The sequence below is a fragment of the Variovorax sp. CCNWLW235 genome, from assembly GCF_037204085.1.
Lineage (GTDB): Bacteria > Pseudomonadota > Gammaproteobacteria > Burkholderiales > Burkholderiaceae_C > Variovorax.
Genome location: NZ_JBBCBW010000005.1, coordinates 32058 through 46595 on the forward strand (window position 1 = coordinate 32058; position 14538 = coordinate 46595).

General features: G+C 64.8%; 11 protein-coding genes. 6 read left to right on the forward strand and 5 right to left on the reverse strand.

Annotated features, from left to right (window positions below; translation table 11 throughout):
* Nucleotides 1–2: 2 nt before the first annotated feature.
* On the reverse strand, nt 3–803 hold the full coding sequence (locus V9L21_RS07715; RefSeq protein WP_337310621.1) for an NAD(P)H-dependent oxidoreductase: 801 nt from the start codon (nt 801–803) through the stop codon (nt 3–5).
* Between the two features lie 89 nt (nt 804–892).
* Between V9L21_RS07715 and V9L21_RS07720 the strand changes: the two genes are divergently transcribed.
* The gene (locus tag V9L21_RS07720; RefSeq protein WP_337310623.1) at nt 893–1786 is read left to right on the forward strand and encodes a LysR family transcriptional regulator; all 894 of its coding nucleotides are present in this window, start codon (nt 893–895) and stop codon (nt 1784–1786) included.
* Between the two features lie 22 nt (nt 1787–1808).
* On the opposite strand, the gene V9L21_RS07725 is transcribed toward V9L21_RS07720, so the two are convergent.
* From V9L21_RS07725 to V9L21_RS07735, 3 genes are all read right to left on the reverse strand, one after another.
* On the reverse strand, nt 1809–2162 hold the full coding sequence (locus V9L21_RS07725; RefSeq protein WP_337310625.1) for a DUF2200 domain-containing protein: 354 nt from the start codon (nt 2160–2162) through the stop codon (nt 1809–1811).
* An 8-nt stretch (nt 2163–2170) separates the two neighbouring features.
* Nucleotides 2171–2617 (reverse strand): SRPBCC family protein, encoded by a 447-nt coding sequence (locus tag V9L21_RS07730; protein WP_337310627.1) that lies wholly within the window; start codon nt 2615–2617, stop codon nt 2171–2173.
* Nucleotides 2618–2784: 167 nt separating this feature from the next.
* Nucleotides 2785–3657 (reverse strand): helix-turn-helix transcriptional regulator, encoded by an 873-nt coding sequence (locus V9L21_RS07735; RefSeq protein WP_337310629.1) that lies wholly within the window; start codon nt 3655–3657, stop codon nt 2785–2787.
* Nucleotides 3658–3934: 277 nt separating this feature from the next.
* On the opposite strand from V9L21_RS07735, the gene V9L21_RS07740 reads away from it, so the two are divergent.
* From V9L21_RS07740 to V9L21_RS07760, 5 genes are all read left to right on the forward strand, one after another.
* Nucleotides 3935–7621 carry a beta strand repeat-containing protein gene (locus tag V9L21_RS07740; RefSeq protein ID WP_337310631.1) on the forward strand — a complete coding sequence of 1229 codons (3687 nt, stop codon included), beginning with the start codon at nt 3935–3937 and terminating at the stop codon, nt 7619–7621.
* Nucleotides 7622–7708: 87 nt separating this feature from the next.
* A complete protein-coding gene (locus V9L21_RS07745) occupies nt 7709–9526 on the forward strand; it encodes a type I secretion system permease/ATPase (protein WP_337310633.1) in 1818 nt (605 codons plus the stop codon).
* Nucleotides 9523–11247, forward strand: coding sequence for a type I secretion system permease/ATPase (locus V9L21_RS07750; RefSeq protein ID WP_337310635.1), 1725 nt, complete (start codon nt 9523–9525; stop codon nt 11245–11247). Before V9L21_RS07745 ends, V9L21_RS07750 begins: the two co-directional genes overlap by 4 nt.
* A 40-nt stretch (nt 11248–11287) precedes the next feature.
* Entirely contained in the window at nt 11288–12661 is a 1374-nt protein-coding gene (locus V9L21_RS07755; protein WP_337310637.1) for an HlyD family type I secretion periplasmic adaptor subunit, read from the forward strand.
* Nucleotides 12661–13995 (forward strand): TolC family outer membrane protein, encoded by a 1335-nt coding sequence (locus V9L21_RS07760; RefSeq protein WP_337310639.1) that lies wholly within the window; start codon nt 12661–12663, stop codon nt 13993–13995. The genes V9L21_RS07755 and V9L21_RS07760 overlap by 1 nt, the downstream gene beginning before the upstream one ends.
* Nucleotides 13996–14005: 10 nt before the next feature.
* Here the strand turns inward: V9L21_RS07760 and V9L21_RS07765 are convergent, their stop codons facing one another.
* Entirely contained in the window at nt 14006–14500 is a 495-nt protein-coding gene (locus V9L21_RS07765; RefSeq protein WP_337310641.1) for an Lrp/AsnC family transcriptional regulator, read from the reverse strand.
* Nucleotides 14501–14538 lie beyond the last annotated feature (38 nt).

The following is a 14538-nucleotide window of genomic DNA, read 5'->3' on the forward strand; positions in this document are numbered from 1 at the left end:
TGCTAGCGTACGTTCGCGCTCTTCTTCGGAGCAGTGTGCGCCGCAAAGCCTGATTCACCCGGCGCGATCTCGTCGCGCAGCGTGAGCGCCGGAATGTCGTAGTCGCCGAAGTTCTGCGGACGAAACGGAATCGGGTCCGTCGTCCACAGTGTGTCGAGGCGGCGGCCGAGCTCTTCGGTGATTCTTGCGTAGGCGCCTGCATCCACGTTGCCGGTGCGGTAGACCACGTAGGGCGGCAGCACCTCGAACCCGGGGTAGTACAGCACCCCGTGATGAATGGGAAACAGCAGGTCGTCCATCGGTCCGTTGATGCCTCTGGCGCTGTAGTGCGAAGCCCAGCCGCCGGTGCTGACCACCAGCATGGCTCGCTTGCCGCTCATCACGCCTTGGCCGAAGCGGTCGCCCCAGTGCGAGTCGGAGTGCTCGCCCACGCCGTAGGCAAAGCCGTAGGCATAGACGCGGTCTATCCAGCCCTTGAGGATGGCCGGCATCGTGTACCACCACAGCGGAAACTGGAAGATCACCGCGTCTGCCCACAGAAGCTTGGCCTGCTCGGCCGCGACCTCGTCGCGCTGGGTGCCGGCTTCGAATGCGCGCAACGAGTCGGCTACCGGGTCGAAGTGCGCGCCGGGCTCGATGTGCGGGAAGTCGTCCGCGTCGAGCGTTGCCTTCCATTGCATGGCGTAAAGGTCGGACACGCGCACCTCGTGTCCGGATTGCACGAGGCACTCCACCATGAACTGCTTGAGAGATCCGTTGAGGGAGCGCGGCTCGGGATGGGCATGAACAAGAAGAATTTTCACGGTTGCATGTTGCGTTGAATGAAGATGCATGCAGGTTAGGTTCAGCCGAGCTATATTGGAAATGAATATTCGAAATTCCAGGAATAGTGTTGAACAATTTCAACCGGCTCGACCTCAACCTTCTGCTCACGCTCGATGTGCTGTTGGCAGAGCGCAGCGTCACCCGTGCCGCCGAGCGCCTCAACCTTTCGCAGCCCTCGGTCAGCGTGCAGCTCGCCAAGCTGCGCGAGGTGTTCAACGACCCGCTGCTGGTGCCCGCGCAACGCGGCATGCGGCCCACCGCGCGCGCCGACGAACTGCGCGAGCCGCTGCGCGAAGCGCTGGAGTCGCTGGGCCGTGCGGTGGCTCCTACCAAGCCGTTCGACCCCGCCGAGGCAACCACCACCTGGCGCGTGGCCGCGGCCGACTATGCCGAGTCGGCCATTCTTCTGCCGGCGCTTGCCGGCCTGCGCGCCGCTGCGCCGAACACGCGCCTTGCCGTGGTGGAGGCGGTCCCCTCGCGCATGGCCCGGCAGCTGGAGCAGGGAGAAATCGACCTGTTCTTTCATACCAGCGTGGGTGCGCCGCCCGGGCTGCACCGGCGGGTGCTGTTCCACGAGCGCTATGTGCTTGCCGGGCGCACAGGCCATCCGCGCCTGAAGCGCCGGCCCACACTGGCGCAGTTCTGCGCGCTGGAGCACGTGGTGGTGTCGCAGGGCGGCGGCGGCTTCATCGGGCCCACGGACGAGGCGCTCGCAAAGAAAGGGCTCGAGCGCCGCGTGGCATTGTCGGTGCCGCACTTCCTTTTCATGATGTCGGTGCTGGCCGGTACCGACATGGTTGCAATGCTGCCCGAGCGGCTGGCGCGCGGCGCGCCGGGGCTGCGCGTGGTGGAGGCGCCGCTGGAGGTGCCGGGCTACGAAATGGCCATGCTCTGGCATGAGCGCCGGCATCGCGATGCGGGCCACCGGTGGCTGCGGGAGCGGATTGCCGAAAGCCTGTGAACGGCAACCGCTCGCAGAAAAACTACTTCCGCAGAATTTTCTCCATCGCCTTGCCTTTGGCGAGCTCATCGATCAGCTTGTCCAGATGCCGGACCTTTTGCATGAGCGGATCTTCGATGTCTTCAACGCGAACACCGCACACCACGCCCTTGATGAGCGAGCTGTCCGGATGAATGGCCGGAGCTTGGGCGAAGAAGGTTTCAAAATTGTTCGCCTGCTCGATCTGCTGCTGCAGCCCGGGCATGTCATAGCCCGTCAGCCAGCAAATGATCTGATCGACTTCTGCTTTCGTCCGGCCCTTGCGTTCCGCCTTTTGAACATACAAGGGATAGACCTTCGCAAAAGGCATCGTGAAGAACGACTGCCGGGGCGCCATCGGTTTTCTCAACCCGGAATATCGGGCTCGACCAACTGGGCCAGCGCAACCAGCGACTCTTGCCAGCCCAGGTAGCACATCTCGGCGGGAATCACGTCGGGAATGCCTTCCTGCACGATGGAGATTTCGGTGCCGCAAGACACCTGCGTCAGCGTGACGCTGGTCTTCATGGTGCCCGGCAGGTTGGGGTCGTCGAAGGCGGCATCGTAGGCAATGCGCTGGCCGGGCACCAGCTCCAGGTATTTGCCGCCGAACGAGTGGCTGTGGCCGGTGCCAAAGTTGGTGAACGACATGCGCCAGGCGCCGCCGACCACCGGCTCCATGCTGTGGACCTTGCCGGTGAATCCGAACGGCGGCAGCCAGCGCTCGAAGGCAGCGGGCTCGGTAAAGGCGCGGTAGAGCCGATCCGGCGGGGTGCGCAGTACGCGGTGCAGACGGATGGTGTTGGTAGCCATGGATGTGTTCTCCTGATGTGCAGAGGACAGCCCTCTACTGGCACGACGAACGAGCCTGGGGAAGATCGACACGATGTTTGTGGATTATTTCGAAACCCCGCGGCCCGGCCGATGGTACCCATCAGCGCGAGCATTGCCCGCTCAGATGACAGGCGGGCCGGCTTTCTTCAGCAGGCGCGGATTTCTGACTGCCCTGGCCGGGCAAGATGCCAGCGCCGGCTGTGCTGCCCCTGCTTTGCAAACACGTGGGCGAGGTGCTTTTTTACCGTGTTCACGCTGATGCCGAGTTGCTCGGCGATCTGCTTGTTGGACATGTCCCGGTGCATCAGCGACAGCACCTCGTCCTCTCGCGCGGTGAGCGGTATCGCGGGTGGTGCCGCAGCCGACGCCGGTCGCCCGCCGGCCACCGCGAGGCGCAGCACCGACAGATAGAGCGCCTGCAACACCTGGTTCGGAAAGCCCAGCGTGCCCGACAGGACGGCATCGAGCGATTCCGCGAGCTGCTCCGCACTCGCTCCCCATTCGACACATCCGCGCGCCCGGATGCGGAATGCCGCATCCAACCCTTTTGTCGAGGGCTGATTCCAGCCAAGGAGCCAGTCGGTGCCCGGAAAGCGGCGGCGGAGATCCTCCAGCTGACCGAGTCCCTCTGCAGGGATCAGCTCGATGTCCACCAGAAGCAGGCGCGGCACGCGTTCCCGGCAGCAGGCTTCCAGGCCCGCGATGCTTTTCAGCTCCACGTGCTCGACCCGATACATGCGCCCGGCGCGGAGCCTTGAGGCCAGGAGGCCAGGCCCGAACAGCGTCGATTCGCGCTGTGGGGTGGTTGCAATCAGCACTGAAATGCCGCTGTCGAACGCCGGGTGCGGCAAGGCATCGTGCGGCGCAGAGCAGGGGATCTCCAGCCAGGCGGGGCAGTCCGACGTGCGCAGCGCAGACACCGCAAACAACGACAGCGGGCGAGAGTCTTGCGCGGTCGGCTGCGAATCTGCGGGTTGTGCAGGTTCCAGCCCCGCAGACGAGCGTGGGACTTGGTCCATGTTTCCCCCGGGGTGCTTGTTGGGTGCACCGTTAAATTAATGATAAAGGGTTACAAGGTTTCCAGATTGATTCCTCGCCACCGCAAGGTATCGAGATGTATGGCGGCTTCGTCATCCTTTGGGTGACAACTTTTGTCCTATGGACAGTGCGCGGGGCCGCGGTTCAGCATCGTCTCCCCTTTGCTGATATGTGAACCTGGATCAAAGCCAGCAAACGCACCTCGTTCGGAGTTGCGCCGTTCGCGTCGGCCGTTTTTTCCTAACCCAAGGAGCGTTTATGCCCGCGCTAAACATCACGGCCGGTTCGACCGTTACTCTGGACGAGTCCGTCAATTTGCAGAACCTTGCCGCCACGCCCGGCGTTGCAGGCGACAGCAACGACAACGACCTGCTGGCAAGTTCGCTTCCGGCCGCCTTCACCAGTCGCCTGGCAGCCCAGAGCGTGGGAACCGCCATCAACGCCGCGTTGAGCGGCTACGACGGAACCAACGCCGGCACCAACGCATTCACGTTCGCGGCATCCGGCGCGGTCACCGATCTTTCGTTCACCGACGCAAGCGGCGCTGCGCTCAACGGCCTCGACAGCGGGCTCAATACCGCCGATGGCGAAGACATCTTTCTGTTTACCGACACGACCAACAACAACGTCGTCTACGGAAAGACCGCTGCCAATGTCGTCGTGTTCGCGGCCTACCTCGAGGAAACGGGAACCCCGGTCACGGGCGCCAAGATGTGGATGGTCCAGTACGAAGCCATGGCGAACCCCGACGGGACCAATGCCGACGATCCGGTCGACCTCACCGGCAAGGTCTTCGTCAGCGTCAGCCAGGATGCGGAGTTCAACCTCGCAGGTGCGCCGTCCGGCCAGAACCTGTTCCTGATGTTCACCAAGACCAATCCGACGGTTGTCGACGGACGGATTTCCGACGTGACGATCATCGCGACCGGCAAGAACCCGGCAAACCAGTCCGGCGCCGACTCGGGCAGCACCGCCGACGACATCAACATCTCGACTGGCGACACGATCAACACCAGCAAGGCGGGCGGGCCGACCACGTTCGGTACCAACAGCCAGATGATCACCGAACAGGACGGCATTCGCTTCACGTTCGTGACCGGCGCCAGGGCCGACGTGACCATTCCGAACCTCGACCAGAACGAGGCCGACCTGGAGTCGAACATCGACTTCACCGGCATGTTCGGGGCAAGGACGGCCGACTTCGACGTGGTGCAGCTGCAAAGCGGCAAGACGGCCCAGGTCAAGGTCACCGCGTACAGCACGGCGGTCGAGTCAGGCAACAGCTTCGTCGACGGCTACGCGGGCGACCAGGTGATCTCGATCACGGGCGTGCGCGTGCTCGACTCCGTGACCGGGGTGGCTCTGGAAACCTACTCGAACGGCGCCGAAGGCGCGTTGAGTTCGGCCATCGTCATCAGCATTACCGGCGGCGTTGCGTCGATCACCGGCGTCAAGGCCGGCTACTCGATCGAGTACACGACATCGGCGGACCACAACCGCGTGCTGATAGAAAACGGGGCCGCGCTCGACGCGTCGGGCAACACTCATGCGGACTTCGACATCGGCGGGTTCCGGTTGCTGCAGGTTTCCGCCGCAACGGCTGAAGTCGGCTCGATGATGATCTTCGAGGACGACGGACCGTCGCTGGTGATGGCCACGCCCACGGACACCACCAATGTCAACACGCAGGACGCGGACACCATCGGAACCAACACCGACTCCGCCACTGAAAACTTTGCAGGCGCGTTCGGCACGACTTCGAGCAGCCATGGCACCGACGGCGCGGGCTCCACCGGTTCGGTCTTCGCGCTCGGCGTAAAAACGCAGGGCGGCGACTCGGCGCTCAAGAGCGATGGCGCGACGATCTACCTGTACCTGATCGGCAGCACGGTCGTGGGCTCGACATCCGCCGCCGAAGTCGGAGTAGACGCGACCAACACGATTTTCGACCTGACCGTGAGTGCAGCCGGCTTGGTGACGCTGCAGCAGTTCGCTGAAATCGACCACGCGCTGCCAGGGGCTTCATCGAACTACGCGGCCCAGGAGGCCTCGATGGCCGACGACCTCGTCACCCTGACCGGCACGGTAACGCTCACCGACCAGGACGGCGACACGGCCAGCGATTCGAAGGTGCTCAACATCGGCGCCAACATCAGGTTCGACGACGACGGCCCGTCCGTCGTGCTGGCAACGCCCACAGACAGCGCACTGCTCAACACGCAGGACGCCGACACCGTTGGCGCAAACACCCAGTCCGCAGTGCAAGACTTCTCGACCGCCTTCGGCGTGACTTCGAGCGGCTACGGTGCAGACGGAGCGGGCTCCACCGCGTCGGTTTTTTCACTCGGCCTTTCCACGCCGGGCGGAGCTTCGGGGCTCTCGAGCGACGGTGCCGCCATCAAGCTGTACCTGGTGAGCGGGAGTGTCGTCGGTTCCACAGCCGCCAGCGCGGGCGCCATCACCGCGGACAACACCATCTTCGACCTCGTCGTGAGTGCAGCCGGCTCGGTAACGCTGCGGCAGTTTGCGGAAATCGACCATGCGCTGCCCGGCGTGTCGTCCAACTACGCGGCCCAGCAAGCCACCATGGTCGATACGCTGATCACCCTCACCAACACCGTAACGCTCACCGACGGCGATGGCGACACGGCGACCGATACCGAGGTGCTCAATATCGGCGCCAACATCAAGTTCGACGACCACGGCCCGACAGTGACCTCGATCTCCGACCTCGTCGGAGCCAACGACGCGCAGCCGATTGCCGGAACCTACAACTTCTCGGTGGGCGCGGACGACGTGGACAACGCATCGACCGACGGCATCGTGCTGAACAGCCTCTCGGGGACCACCGCCGGCGGCAGGCCCATTACCGATGCGGCCGTTGCGCACTTTGCCGAAGACGCCACCACGGTGACCTACAACTTCAGCTTCAACTACTACCCGGGGCCCACCTCGACCACAACGCAGGCGGCAACAGGCACGGTCGTCTTCAACAAGACCGACGGCACCTACACCTTCGACCTCAACCAGGTCTTCGGAGGGCAAACCACCTTTTCGACAAGCGCGCCGTTGGCCTCCTTCAACTACGACACCGAAGGCAACAACTCGCCGGAGATCGTGGTCCAGCAATACAGCAGCAACTTCTTCGGCGTGCTGTCCGCGAGGGCCGCCACGCCGCCGAGCGATTCGAGCGACCTGGTGTCTGGCGGCGATCATGTGTTTGCGGCGGGCGACACCTTCAACAGCGTCGGCGCCGGCTTCGTCAACGTCGCGACCAACACGCTGGGCGTGAACTCCGACACCGTGCAAAGCGGCGAGCTGCTCAACTTCGACTATTTCTTGTCGAACCCGGTGAACAACCCCACCGTGACGAGCCCGCCGCCTCGGCCCGACGCAGCGGTGGTGGGCACCGACAGCGCCTACGCCGACGCGATCAACATCACGATCGACCAGATCACCGACGGCGAAGACGTGGCGGTGCTGCTGAAGCTGGTCAACAGGCTGGACAGCAGCATCACGACGACCACGCTCCTGGTCGCCAATTCCGCAGCGGACTACCAGTCCGCCGGAGGCGGCATGAAGATCGTGAGCATCGGCGCGGACGACTACGACAGCGCCAACTTCCACATCTCGGGCCTGCAGGTGCTGAGCAGCACCGAAGACGTGACCGGCACAGGCACCAGCCTGAGCACTCACGGCACGGTCAACCTCACGGCCGCCGGCTCGAACTATGCCGATACGGCGGATAACGATGTGTTCAAGATCATAAAGATCGACGTGATCACATCGACCACCATCAACTCGGACGTGGACCTGAACTTTGGAGGCCGGTTGATCGACGGGGATGCCGACTACGCGGAGTTCGACTTCGATGTGCACCTGGAGATCGACGGCGTGGCCAACCTGATCGGCACGACCGGCCTGCAAAACGAGGCTATTGCGTAACGAGCGCTCGGCAAGGGGCGGCAGCAATGCCGTTCCTTGCCATTCGGCCTGTGCCCAGGCGTGTCGATGTTCAACCTGCGAGGTGCCATGAAGCCTCAGGAAAAGTCCGGCGAATTGCGGCAGGCGATGGCGTCGCTTCGGGCCTACTTTGTGCGGGCGGCATGGTTCAGCGTGTGTTCGGGCCTTTTGCTGCTGGCGCCCAGCGGATACATGCTCGAGGTGTATGGGCGGGTGGTAAACAGCCGCAGTGCGCTCACGCTGGCCATGCTCACACTGCTGGTGCTGGCCGCCTACTGCCTGATGGAAGTGCTCGACTGGGCACGCACGGAAGTGATGTACCGGGCCGGGCAGAAGCTGGACGAGAAGATGCGCAGCCGCGTGTTCGCCGCCGTCTTCGAAGCCGGTCTCAAGCGCTTGCCGATCGGAACCGTGCAGCCGCTCAACGACCTGCGCACGTTGCGCGAGTTCATGTATTCGCCGCCCTTGCTGGCGCTCATGGAAGCGCCGGTTGCATTGGTGTTCATGGGGCTGATGTTCGCCATCAGCCCCGTGCTGGGTTGGTCGGCCGTGGTGGGGTCGCTGCTGCAGGTGCTGGTCGGCTGGATCAACGACCGCAACACGCGGCCGCCGCTGGTGGCGGCCAACCGATGCGCGATGGAAGCACAGCAATATGCCGACGCTGCGTCGAAAAATTCGCAGGTGGTCGAGTCGATGGGCATGCTGCAGCACGTTCACCGCCGGTGGATGGACAAGCGGCGCGACTTCCTGCTGCGCGAAGCCACGGCGTCGGACAGTGCCGGCGCCTGGCAGGCCGTCAGCAAGTTCCTGCAGGTTGCCATGGGGTCGCTGTTGCTCGGGTTGGGGGCGTGGCTGCTGCTGAAGAACCAGCTCGACGGCGGCGCCGGAATGATGCTGGTCGGCTCGATCCTGGGTGGCCGTGCCTTGGTACCGCTGGTGCAGATCGTGGTGCAGTGGCGCATGGTGGTCAATGCGGGCGATGCATGGCAGCGCCTGGGCAGCCTGCTGGGTGCCGTTGCCCCGCGGCCGGAGGCCATGCCGCTGCCGCCGCCCAAGGGCGCGCTTCAGGTCGAGAGCCTTGTTGCAGGCGCACCGGGCAATGGGCCAGCCATTTTGAAGAACGTGGCCTTCGGCTTGCAGCCCGGCGAGGTGCTTGCGGTCGTGGGGCCCTCCGCCGCCGGCAAGACCACCCTGGCCCGGCTGATCGTCGGCCTTTGGCCGGCGGCCGCGGGCAAGGTGCGGCTGGACGGCGCGGATGTGTTCTCGTGGGACAAGACCGAGCTCGGCCCGCACATCGGCTACCTGCCCCAGGAGGTCGAGCTGCTCGACGGCACCCTGGCCGAGAACATCGCGCGCTTTGGCGAGGTGCGTCCTTCGAAGGTCAAGGCGGCTGCATTGGCGGTCGACCTGCACGCCTTTATCAGCGGTCTTCCGCTGGGCTACGACACCCCTATCGGGCCCGAAGGCGCGGTGCTTTCGGGCGGGCAGCGGCAGCGGGTTGCGCTTGCGCGCGCGCTCTACGGCGAGCCCGCGCTGGTGGTGCTCGACGAGCCGAATTCAAGCCTCGATGACGCCGGCGACGCTGCGCTGGCAGCTGCCATCCTGAACCTCAAGGCACGCGGCACAACGTTCGTCGTCATGACGCATCGCACCAGCGTGCTCGCAGTGGCCGACAAGATGCTGGTGCTGTGCGACGGTGCGATGCAGGCGTTCGGCGCACGGAACGAAGTGCTGGCTGCGCTGCAGCAAGCCGGTGAGCAGGCGGCAGACCGGATGCGCAAGGCTGCAAACCAGCCCAGGGCGAGGCGCCGCAGTGGCGACAACGCCGCAGTCGCAATGGCAGGAGCCACGGCAGAGGCCATGGCAGAAGCGAGTCCACTGCCATGAAGAAATCCTCGTTCTTCGAGCGCAGCGAACTGGCGCACGCACTTTGGGGATTGCGAAGGGAATTTCTCTGGGTCGGATCGTTGAGCTTCCTGGCCAACCTGCTCATGCTTGCGCCCACCCTCTACATGCTGCAGATATTCGACCGCGTGCTGGCCAGTCAGAGCGAACTGACGCTGCTGGCGGTTTCCCTGGTCACGCTGCTCCTCTTCGTGGCGCTGGCCTTGTCGGAGTGGCTGCGCTCGCGCCTGCTGGTGCGGGCCAGCCTGCGCTTCGACCGGCAGCTGAGCACCCGCGTGTTCCACGGCAGCTTCCGGGCGTGCCTGGGCCAGTCGGGAGCCCTGAGGTTCCGGCCCTTTGCGGACCTCAACCACATCCGCCAATTTTTTACCGGCCCCGGCGTGTTTGCGCTTTTCGATGCGCCCTGGACGCCGATCTACATCGCGGTGATCTTCTTTCTTCATCCATGGCTTGGCGCGCTGGCACTGGCCTTCGCGCTGGTACAGGCTGCGTTGGCGTGGTTCGGGCAGAGGCGCACCGCCGCGCCGTCGGAAGAAGTGCTCAAGGCCGCGGGCGAGACGATGAGCGACGTGCAGGGCAAGCTGCGCAATGTCGAGGTGCTCGAATCCATGGGCATGGTCGCCAACCTGCAAGAGCGCTGGAATCGCCAGCAAGCGGCCTGCATGCACAAGGGCGCCTTGGCGCAGGGCGCCATCAGCCGCATTGCCGCCTGGAGCAAGTTCATGCGCTACAGCCAGCAGTCGCTCGCATTGGGAGCGGGCGCGCTGCTGGTCATCGAAGGCCAGTTGTCGCCGGGCGCAATGGTGGCGGCCAGCGTGCTGATGAGTCGTGCCCTTGTGCCCATCGACCAGTTGGTTGGCGCATGGCGCGGCTTTGCCACCTCCCGCAACGCTTTCCGGCGGCTCGAAAAGCTGTTGGCCGACTTTCCCGGGCAGGCGCATGTTCCCTCACGGGCGGCGCCCACCGGCGCCATCAGCTTGCAAGGCGTCTCGGCTGGCGCATCGGGTCGCGAGGCGCTCATCCTCAAGAATATTTCCTTCGCCGTGCCCGCGGGAACCGTGGTCGCGGTGCTCGGGCCTTCGGGGTCGGGCAAGTCCACGCTGGCGAAGCTCATGGTCGGAATCTGGAGCGCATCCGCAGGCGCGGTGCTGCTCGATGGCGCCCCGATCCGCAGCTGGAACCGCCTGGAGCTGGGGCCGCATCTCGGCTACCTGCCGCAGGACGTCGAATTGTTCGGGGGCTCGATTGCAGAGAACATCGCGCGGCTCGGCGAGGTCGACTCGCGCAAGGTCATCGAGGCGGCAAGCAGCGCCGGCATGCACGAGACGATCCTGCGCTTTCCCAAAGGCTATGACACCCTCATCGGAGACGCGGGCCACCTGCTTTCCGGCGGACTGAGGCAGCGCATCGGGCTGGCCCGTGCGATCTACGGAAACCCGTCGCTCATCGTGCTGGACGAGCCGAACGCCAACCTTGACGACGCCGGGGAAGCGGCGCTGCTGTGCGCCATACGGCAGCTGAAGGCCAGGGGAAAAACGGTGTTCCTGATCACGCACCGCCAGGGCGCGGTTGCAGTGGCCGACCGCCTCATGGTCCTGGCCAATGGCGAACTGACCGCCGACGGACCGCGCGAGGCCGTGCTCGCATCTTTTCGCCGGCCGCAGCCTGCCGTGCGAACGGCGGCGCTGGTGCAGCCCGCTTGAGCCGGTGCACCCGTCATCGATCCCTCTCCAGGAGCTTCAAATGGCCAAACCGAATCTTCTCAGGGACGTCAAATCCAACCCCCCGCCCGCCGACGATGCCGATCGCTTGCAGGACGACGCAGACGGACTCGGCACCGGGCTCGGGCGGGCAGGGCGCATTGGTGCATGGGCGTTGGCCGCCGGCTTCGGCGGCTTTGTGCTGTGGGCCGCGTTTGCGCCACTCGATGAGGGCGTGCCGAGCCAGGGGCAGGTTGCCATCGACACCAAGCGCAAGGCCGTGCAGCACCAGATCGGCGGCATCCTCAAGGAGGTGCGGGTCGGCGAGGGCGACCAGGTGCAGGAAGGGCAGCTGCTGTTCAAGCTCGACGATGCCGCGGCCAGGGCGAGCTTCGAAACCGTGCGGCAGCGCTACCTGGGCTTTCGCGCCATACAGGGTCGCTTGCTGGCCGAACAGGCGGGCCACACCACCATCGAGTTTCATCCGGACCTGCAGGCGGCCGCCGCGGACCCACTGATTCGGCAGCAGATGTTCAACCAGGAGCAGTTGCTCAAGTCGCGCCGCGCTGCCTTGCGCGCCGATCTGCAGTCGATTGAAGAAAACATCCAGGGGCAGCAGGAGCTGTCCCAGGCCTACGCGAGCATGCTGGGCAGCCGCCGGACCCAGCTTTCGCTGCTCAACGAGGAACTGGTCCAGACCCGCAGGATGGTGGCTGAAGGGTATGTTCCGCGCAACCGCCAGCTGGAGATGGAGCGCCAGGCCGCGGAATCGAGCACCCATGTTGCCGAGCTCATCGGCAACATGGGCCGGGCCCGGCGCTCGGTTGCGGAGCTTCGCCAGCGCGCCATTGCAAGGCAGCAGGAATATCACAAGGAAGTGGAAACCCAGCAGGCCGAGGTCAGCCGCGAGGTGCTCGGCGATTTCGAGAAGTTCGTCGCGTTGCGCGATGAACTGGGCCGAACGGAGATTCGCTCGCCCGCTTCAGGCCAGGTGGTGGCGCTGGTGGCGCAAACCGTGGGTGGCGTGGTCGCGCCGGGGCAGAAGCTGATGGACGTGGTGCCCGCCAACGAGCCCTTGCTGCTCGAGACCAGGGTGCCGCCTCATTTGATCGACCGCGTTCGCGCCGGCATACCGGTGGACGTGCGCTTCTCGAGCTTTGCCCATTCGCCCCAGCTCGTGGTGCAGGGCAAGCTGGTTTCGGTCTCGGGCGACCTGCTGACCGACCCGCAGTCCAACACGAGCTACTACCTTGCGCGCGTGGCGGTAACGCAGGAAGGCCTGAAGAAGCTCGGCAAGCGGTCGCTGCAGCCGGGCATGCCGGTCGAAGTCGTCTTCAAGACCGGGGAGCGCTCGCTGCTCGTCTATCTCTTGCATCCGCTCACCAAGCGCATCGCGGCCTCGATGACGGAAGAATGATGGGCAAGAAGAAAAACCTGCTGGCGTTGGCTGCCTACGGCCTTCTCTCGGGCCAGGCGTGGTCGTTCGACCTTTCGCAGGCCTACTCAGAAGCGCTGGAGCAGGACTCGACCATCCGCGGAGTGCGGGCGGCCACGGACGCCCGGCGCGAGCGCTTGCCGCAGGCCCGTGCGCTGCTGCTGCCCAACTTGTCGGCAAGCATCTCGCGCTACAGAAATTCGCTGGAGCGAACTTCACCCGATTCGTCCGGGCAACCCGTCACGTCCGACCTGCGCTACACGAGCCGCAGCGAGGTGCTGAGCTTGCGCCAGCCCATCTTCCGGCTGGTCCAGATGGCCGACTACCGGCAGGCGGCAGCACAGGTGGAAGATGCCGAGGCCGTTCTCGAGCGCGAAACGCAGAACGTCGGCGTGCGCGTGAGCGGCGCCTATTTCGAGGCGCTGCTGGCCGAAGAGCATCTTGCATTGGTGCTGGCGCAGAAGACGGCCTACACCACGCAGTTCGACGCTGCGCAGAAGCGGCTCGGCGCAGGTTTTGGCATGCGTACCGACGTCGACGAGGCGCGTGCGGCGCTGGACCTGAACGTGGCGCAGGAACTCGAGGCGCGCCAGAGCCTGGACTTCACGCGCAGGCAACTCCAGAGCCTGGTCAACCGGCCGATCGACAGGCTCGCGCCGCTGGACCCGTCCCGGATGCAGCTTGCGCGCCCGGTGCCCGATCGGCTGGAAGACTGGGTCGAGCGGGCCGAAGCCAACAGCCCGGAGCTTCAATCGCTTGCAGCGCAGGTGGAGGCGGCCAAGTACGAGCTGGAGAAGGCCCAGGCCGGCCACTATCCGACGCTGGACGCCGTCGTGCAGCTGTCCCGCAGCGACAGCGACACGGTCACCAGCGTCAAGACGCGCTACACCAACCGGTCGATCGGCCTGCAGCTCAGCATTCCTCTTTATTCTGGCGGCTACGTGAGCTCGACCGTGAGGCAGGCGCTTGCCGGACAGGAGCGCGCGCAAGAAGCGCTCGAAGCCACGCGCCGCGACCTGGGTGTGCGGCTGCACCGGGAGTTTCGCGGCGTGACGGAGGGCGTGCTGCGTGTCAGGGCGCTCGAACAGGCGGTGCGTTCGGCGGAGCAGGTGGTCATTTCGAACAGCCGCTCGTTCGATGCCGGCAGCCGCACCTTGCCCGACGTGTTGAATGCCGAGCAGCAGAAGGTCTCCGCCCAGCGCGACCTGGCGCAGGCCCGCTTCATCTACCTGATGTCGCGCATACGCCTGCAGGCGCTCGCGGGCGGTGCGAGGGCCGAAGTCATCGACGAGGTCAACGGCTGGCTTGTGCGCTGACCGGATTGCGTCAGATCACGGGCACGCTGGCTTCCTTGAGCACGCGCAGCACGAAGTGCGACTTGCTGTGGCGTATGCCCGGAATCTTGTAGAGCTTTTCGCGCAGCAGCCGCTCGTAGTCGCGCGTGTCGCGCACCGCGATGCGGATGTAGTAGTCGTAGTCGCCCGACACCAGGTAAGCCTCCTGGATCTCGGGAATCGTGGCGAGCGTGCGGCCGAAGTCGTACAGGGTTTCGTCGGTGTGGCTCTCGAGCGTGACCTGCACGATGACCGAGTCGTGATAGCCGAGCTTGGCCGGATCGACGTCGATGGTGTAGCGCTTGATCACGCCCGTGGCCTCGAGCTTCTTGATGCGCGTCCAGCAACTGGTGGGCGACAGGCCGACCTCGTTGCCGATTTCTTGCAGTGTCTTGCGGGAGTCGAGCAGCAGCACGCGCAGGATCGCCAGATCGGTCTTGTCGAAAGATCCTTCTTCGTTATTGCCTGTTTGACGATTGATTTTCATGAATTGAGTCAAATGAGCCAAAAGAAAGATGCAAATTC

What these genes read in the sequence shown, in the direction of transcription:
- V9L21_RS07750 (WP_337310635.1), top strand. Translation starts at nt 9,523, where the DNA reads ATGAAGAAATCCTCGTTCTTCGAGCGCAGCGAACTGGCGCACGCACTT.
- V9L21_RS07725 (WP_337310625.1), bottom strand. Translation starts at nt 2,162, where the DNA reads ATGGCGCCCCGGCAGTCGTTCTTCACGATGCCTTTTGCGAAGGTCTAT.
- V9L21_RS07735 (WP_337310629.1), bottom strand. Translation starts at nt 3,657, where the DNA reads ATGGACCAAGTCCCACGCTCGTCTGCGGGGCTGGAACCTGCACAACCC.
- V9L21_RS07755 (WP_337310637.1), top strand. Translation starts at nt 11,288, where the DNA reads ATGGCCAAACCGAATCTTCTCAGGGACGTCAAATCCAACCCCCCGCCC.
- V9L21_RS07760 (WP_337310639.1), top strand. Translation starts at nt 12,661, where the DNA reads ATGGGCAAGAAGAAAAACCTGCTGGCGTTGGCTGCCTACGGCCTTCTC.
- V9L21_RS07740 (WP_337310631.1), top strand. Translation starts at nt 3,935, where the DNA reads ATGCCCGCGCTAAACATCACGGCCGGTTCGACCGTTACTCTGGACGAG.
- V9L21_RS07745 (WP_337310633.1), top strand. Translation starts at nt 7,709, where the DNA reads ATGAAGCCTCAGGAAAAGTCCGGCGAATTGCGGCAGGCGATGGCGTCG.
- V9L21_RS07765 (WP_337310641.1), bottom strand. Translation starts at nt 14,500, where the DNA reads ATGAAAATCAATCGTCAAACAGGCAATAACGAAGAAGGATCTTTCGAC.
- V9L21_RS07730 (WP_337310627.1), bottom strand. Translation starts at nt 2,617, where the DNA reads ATGGCTACCAACACCATCCGTCTGCACCGCGTACTGCGCACCCCGCCG.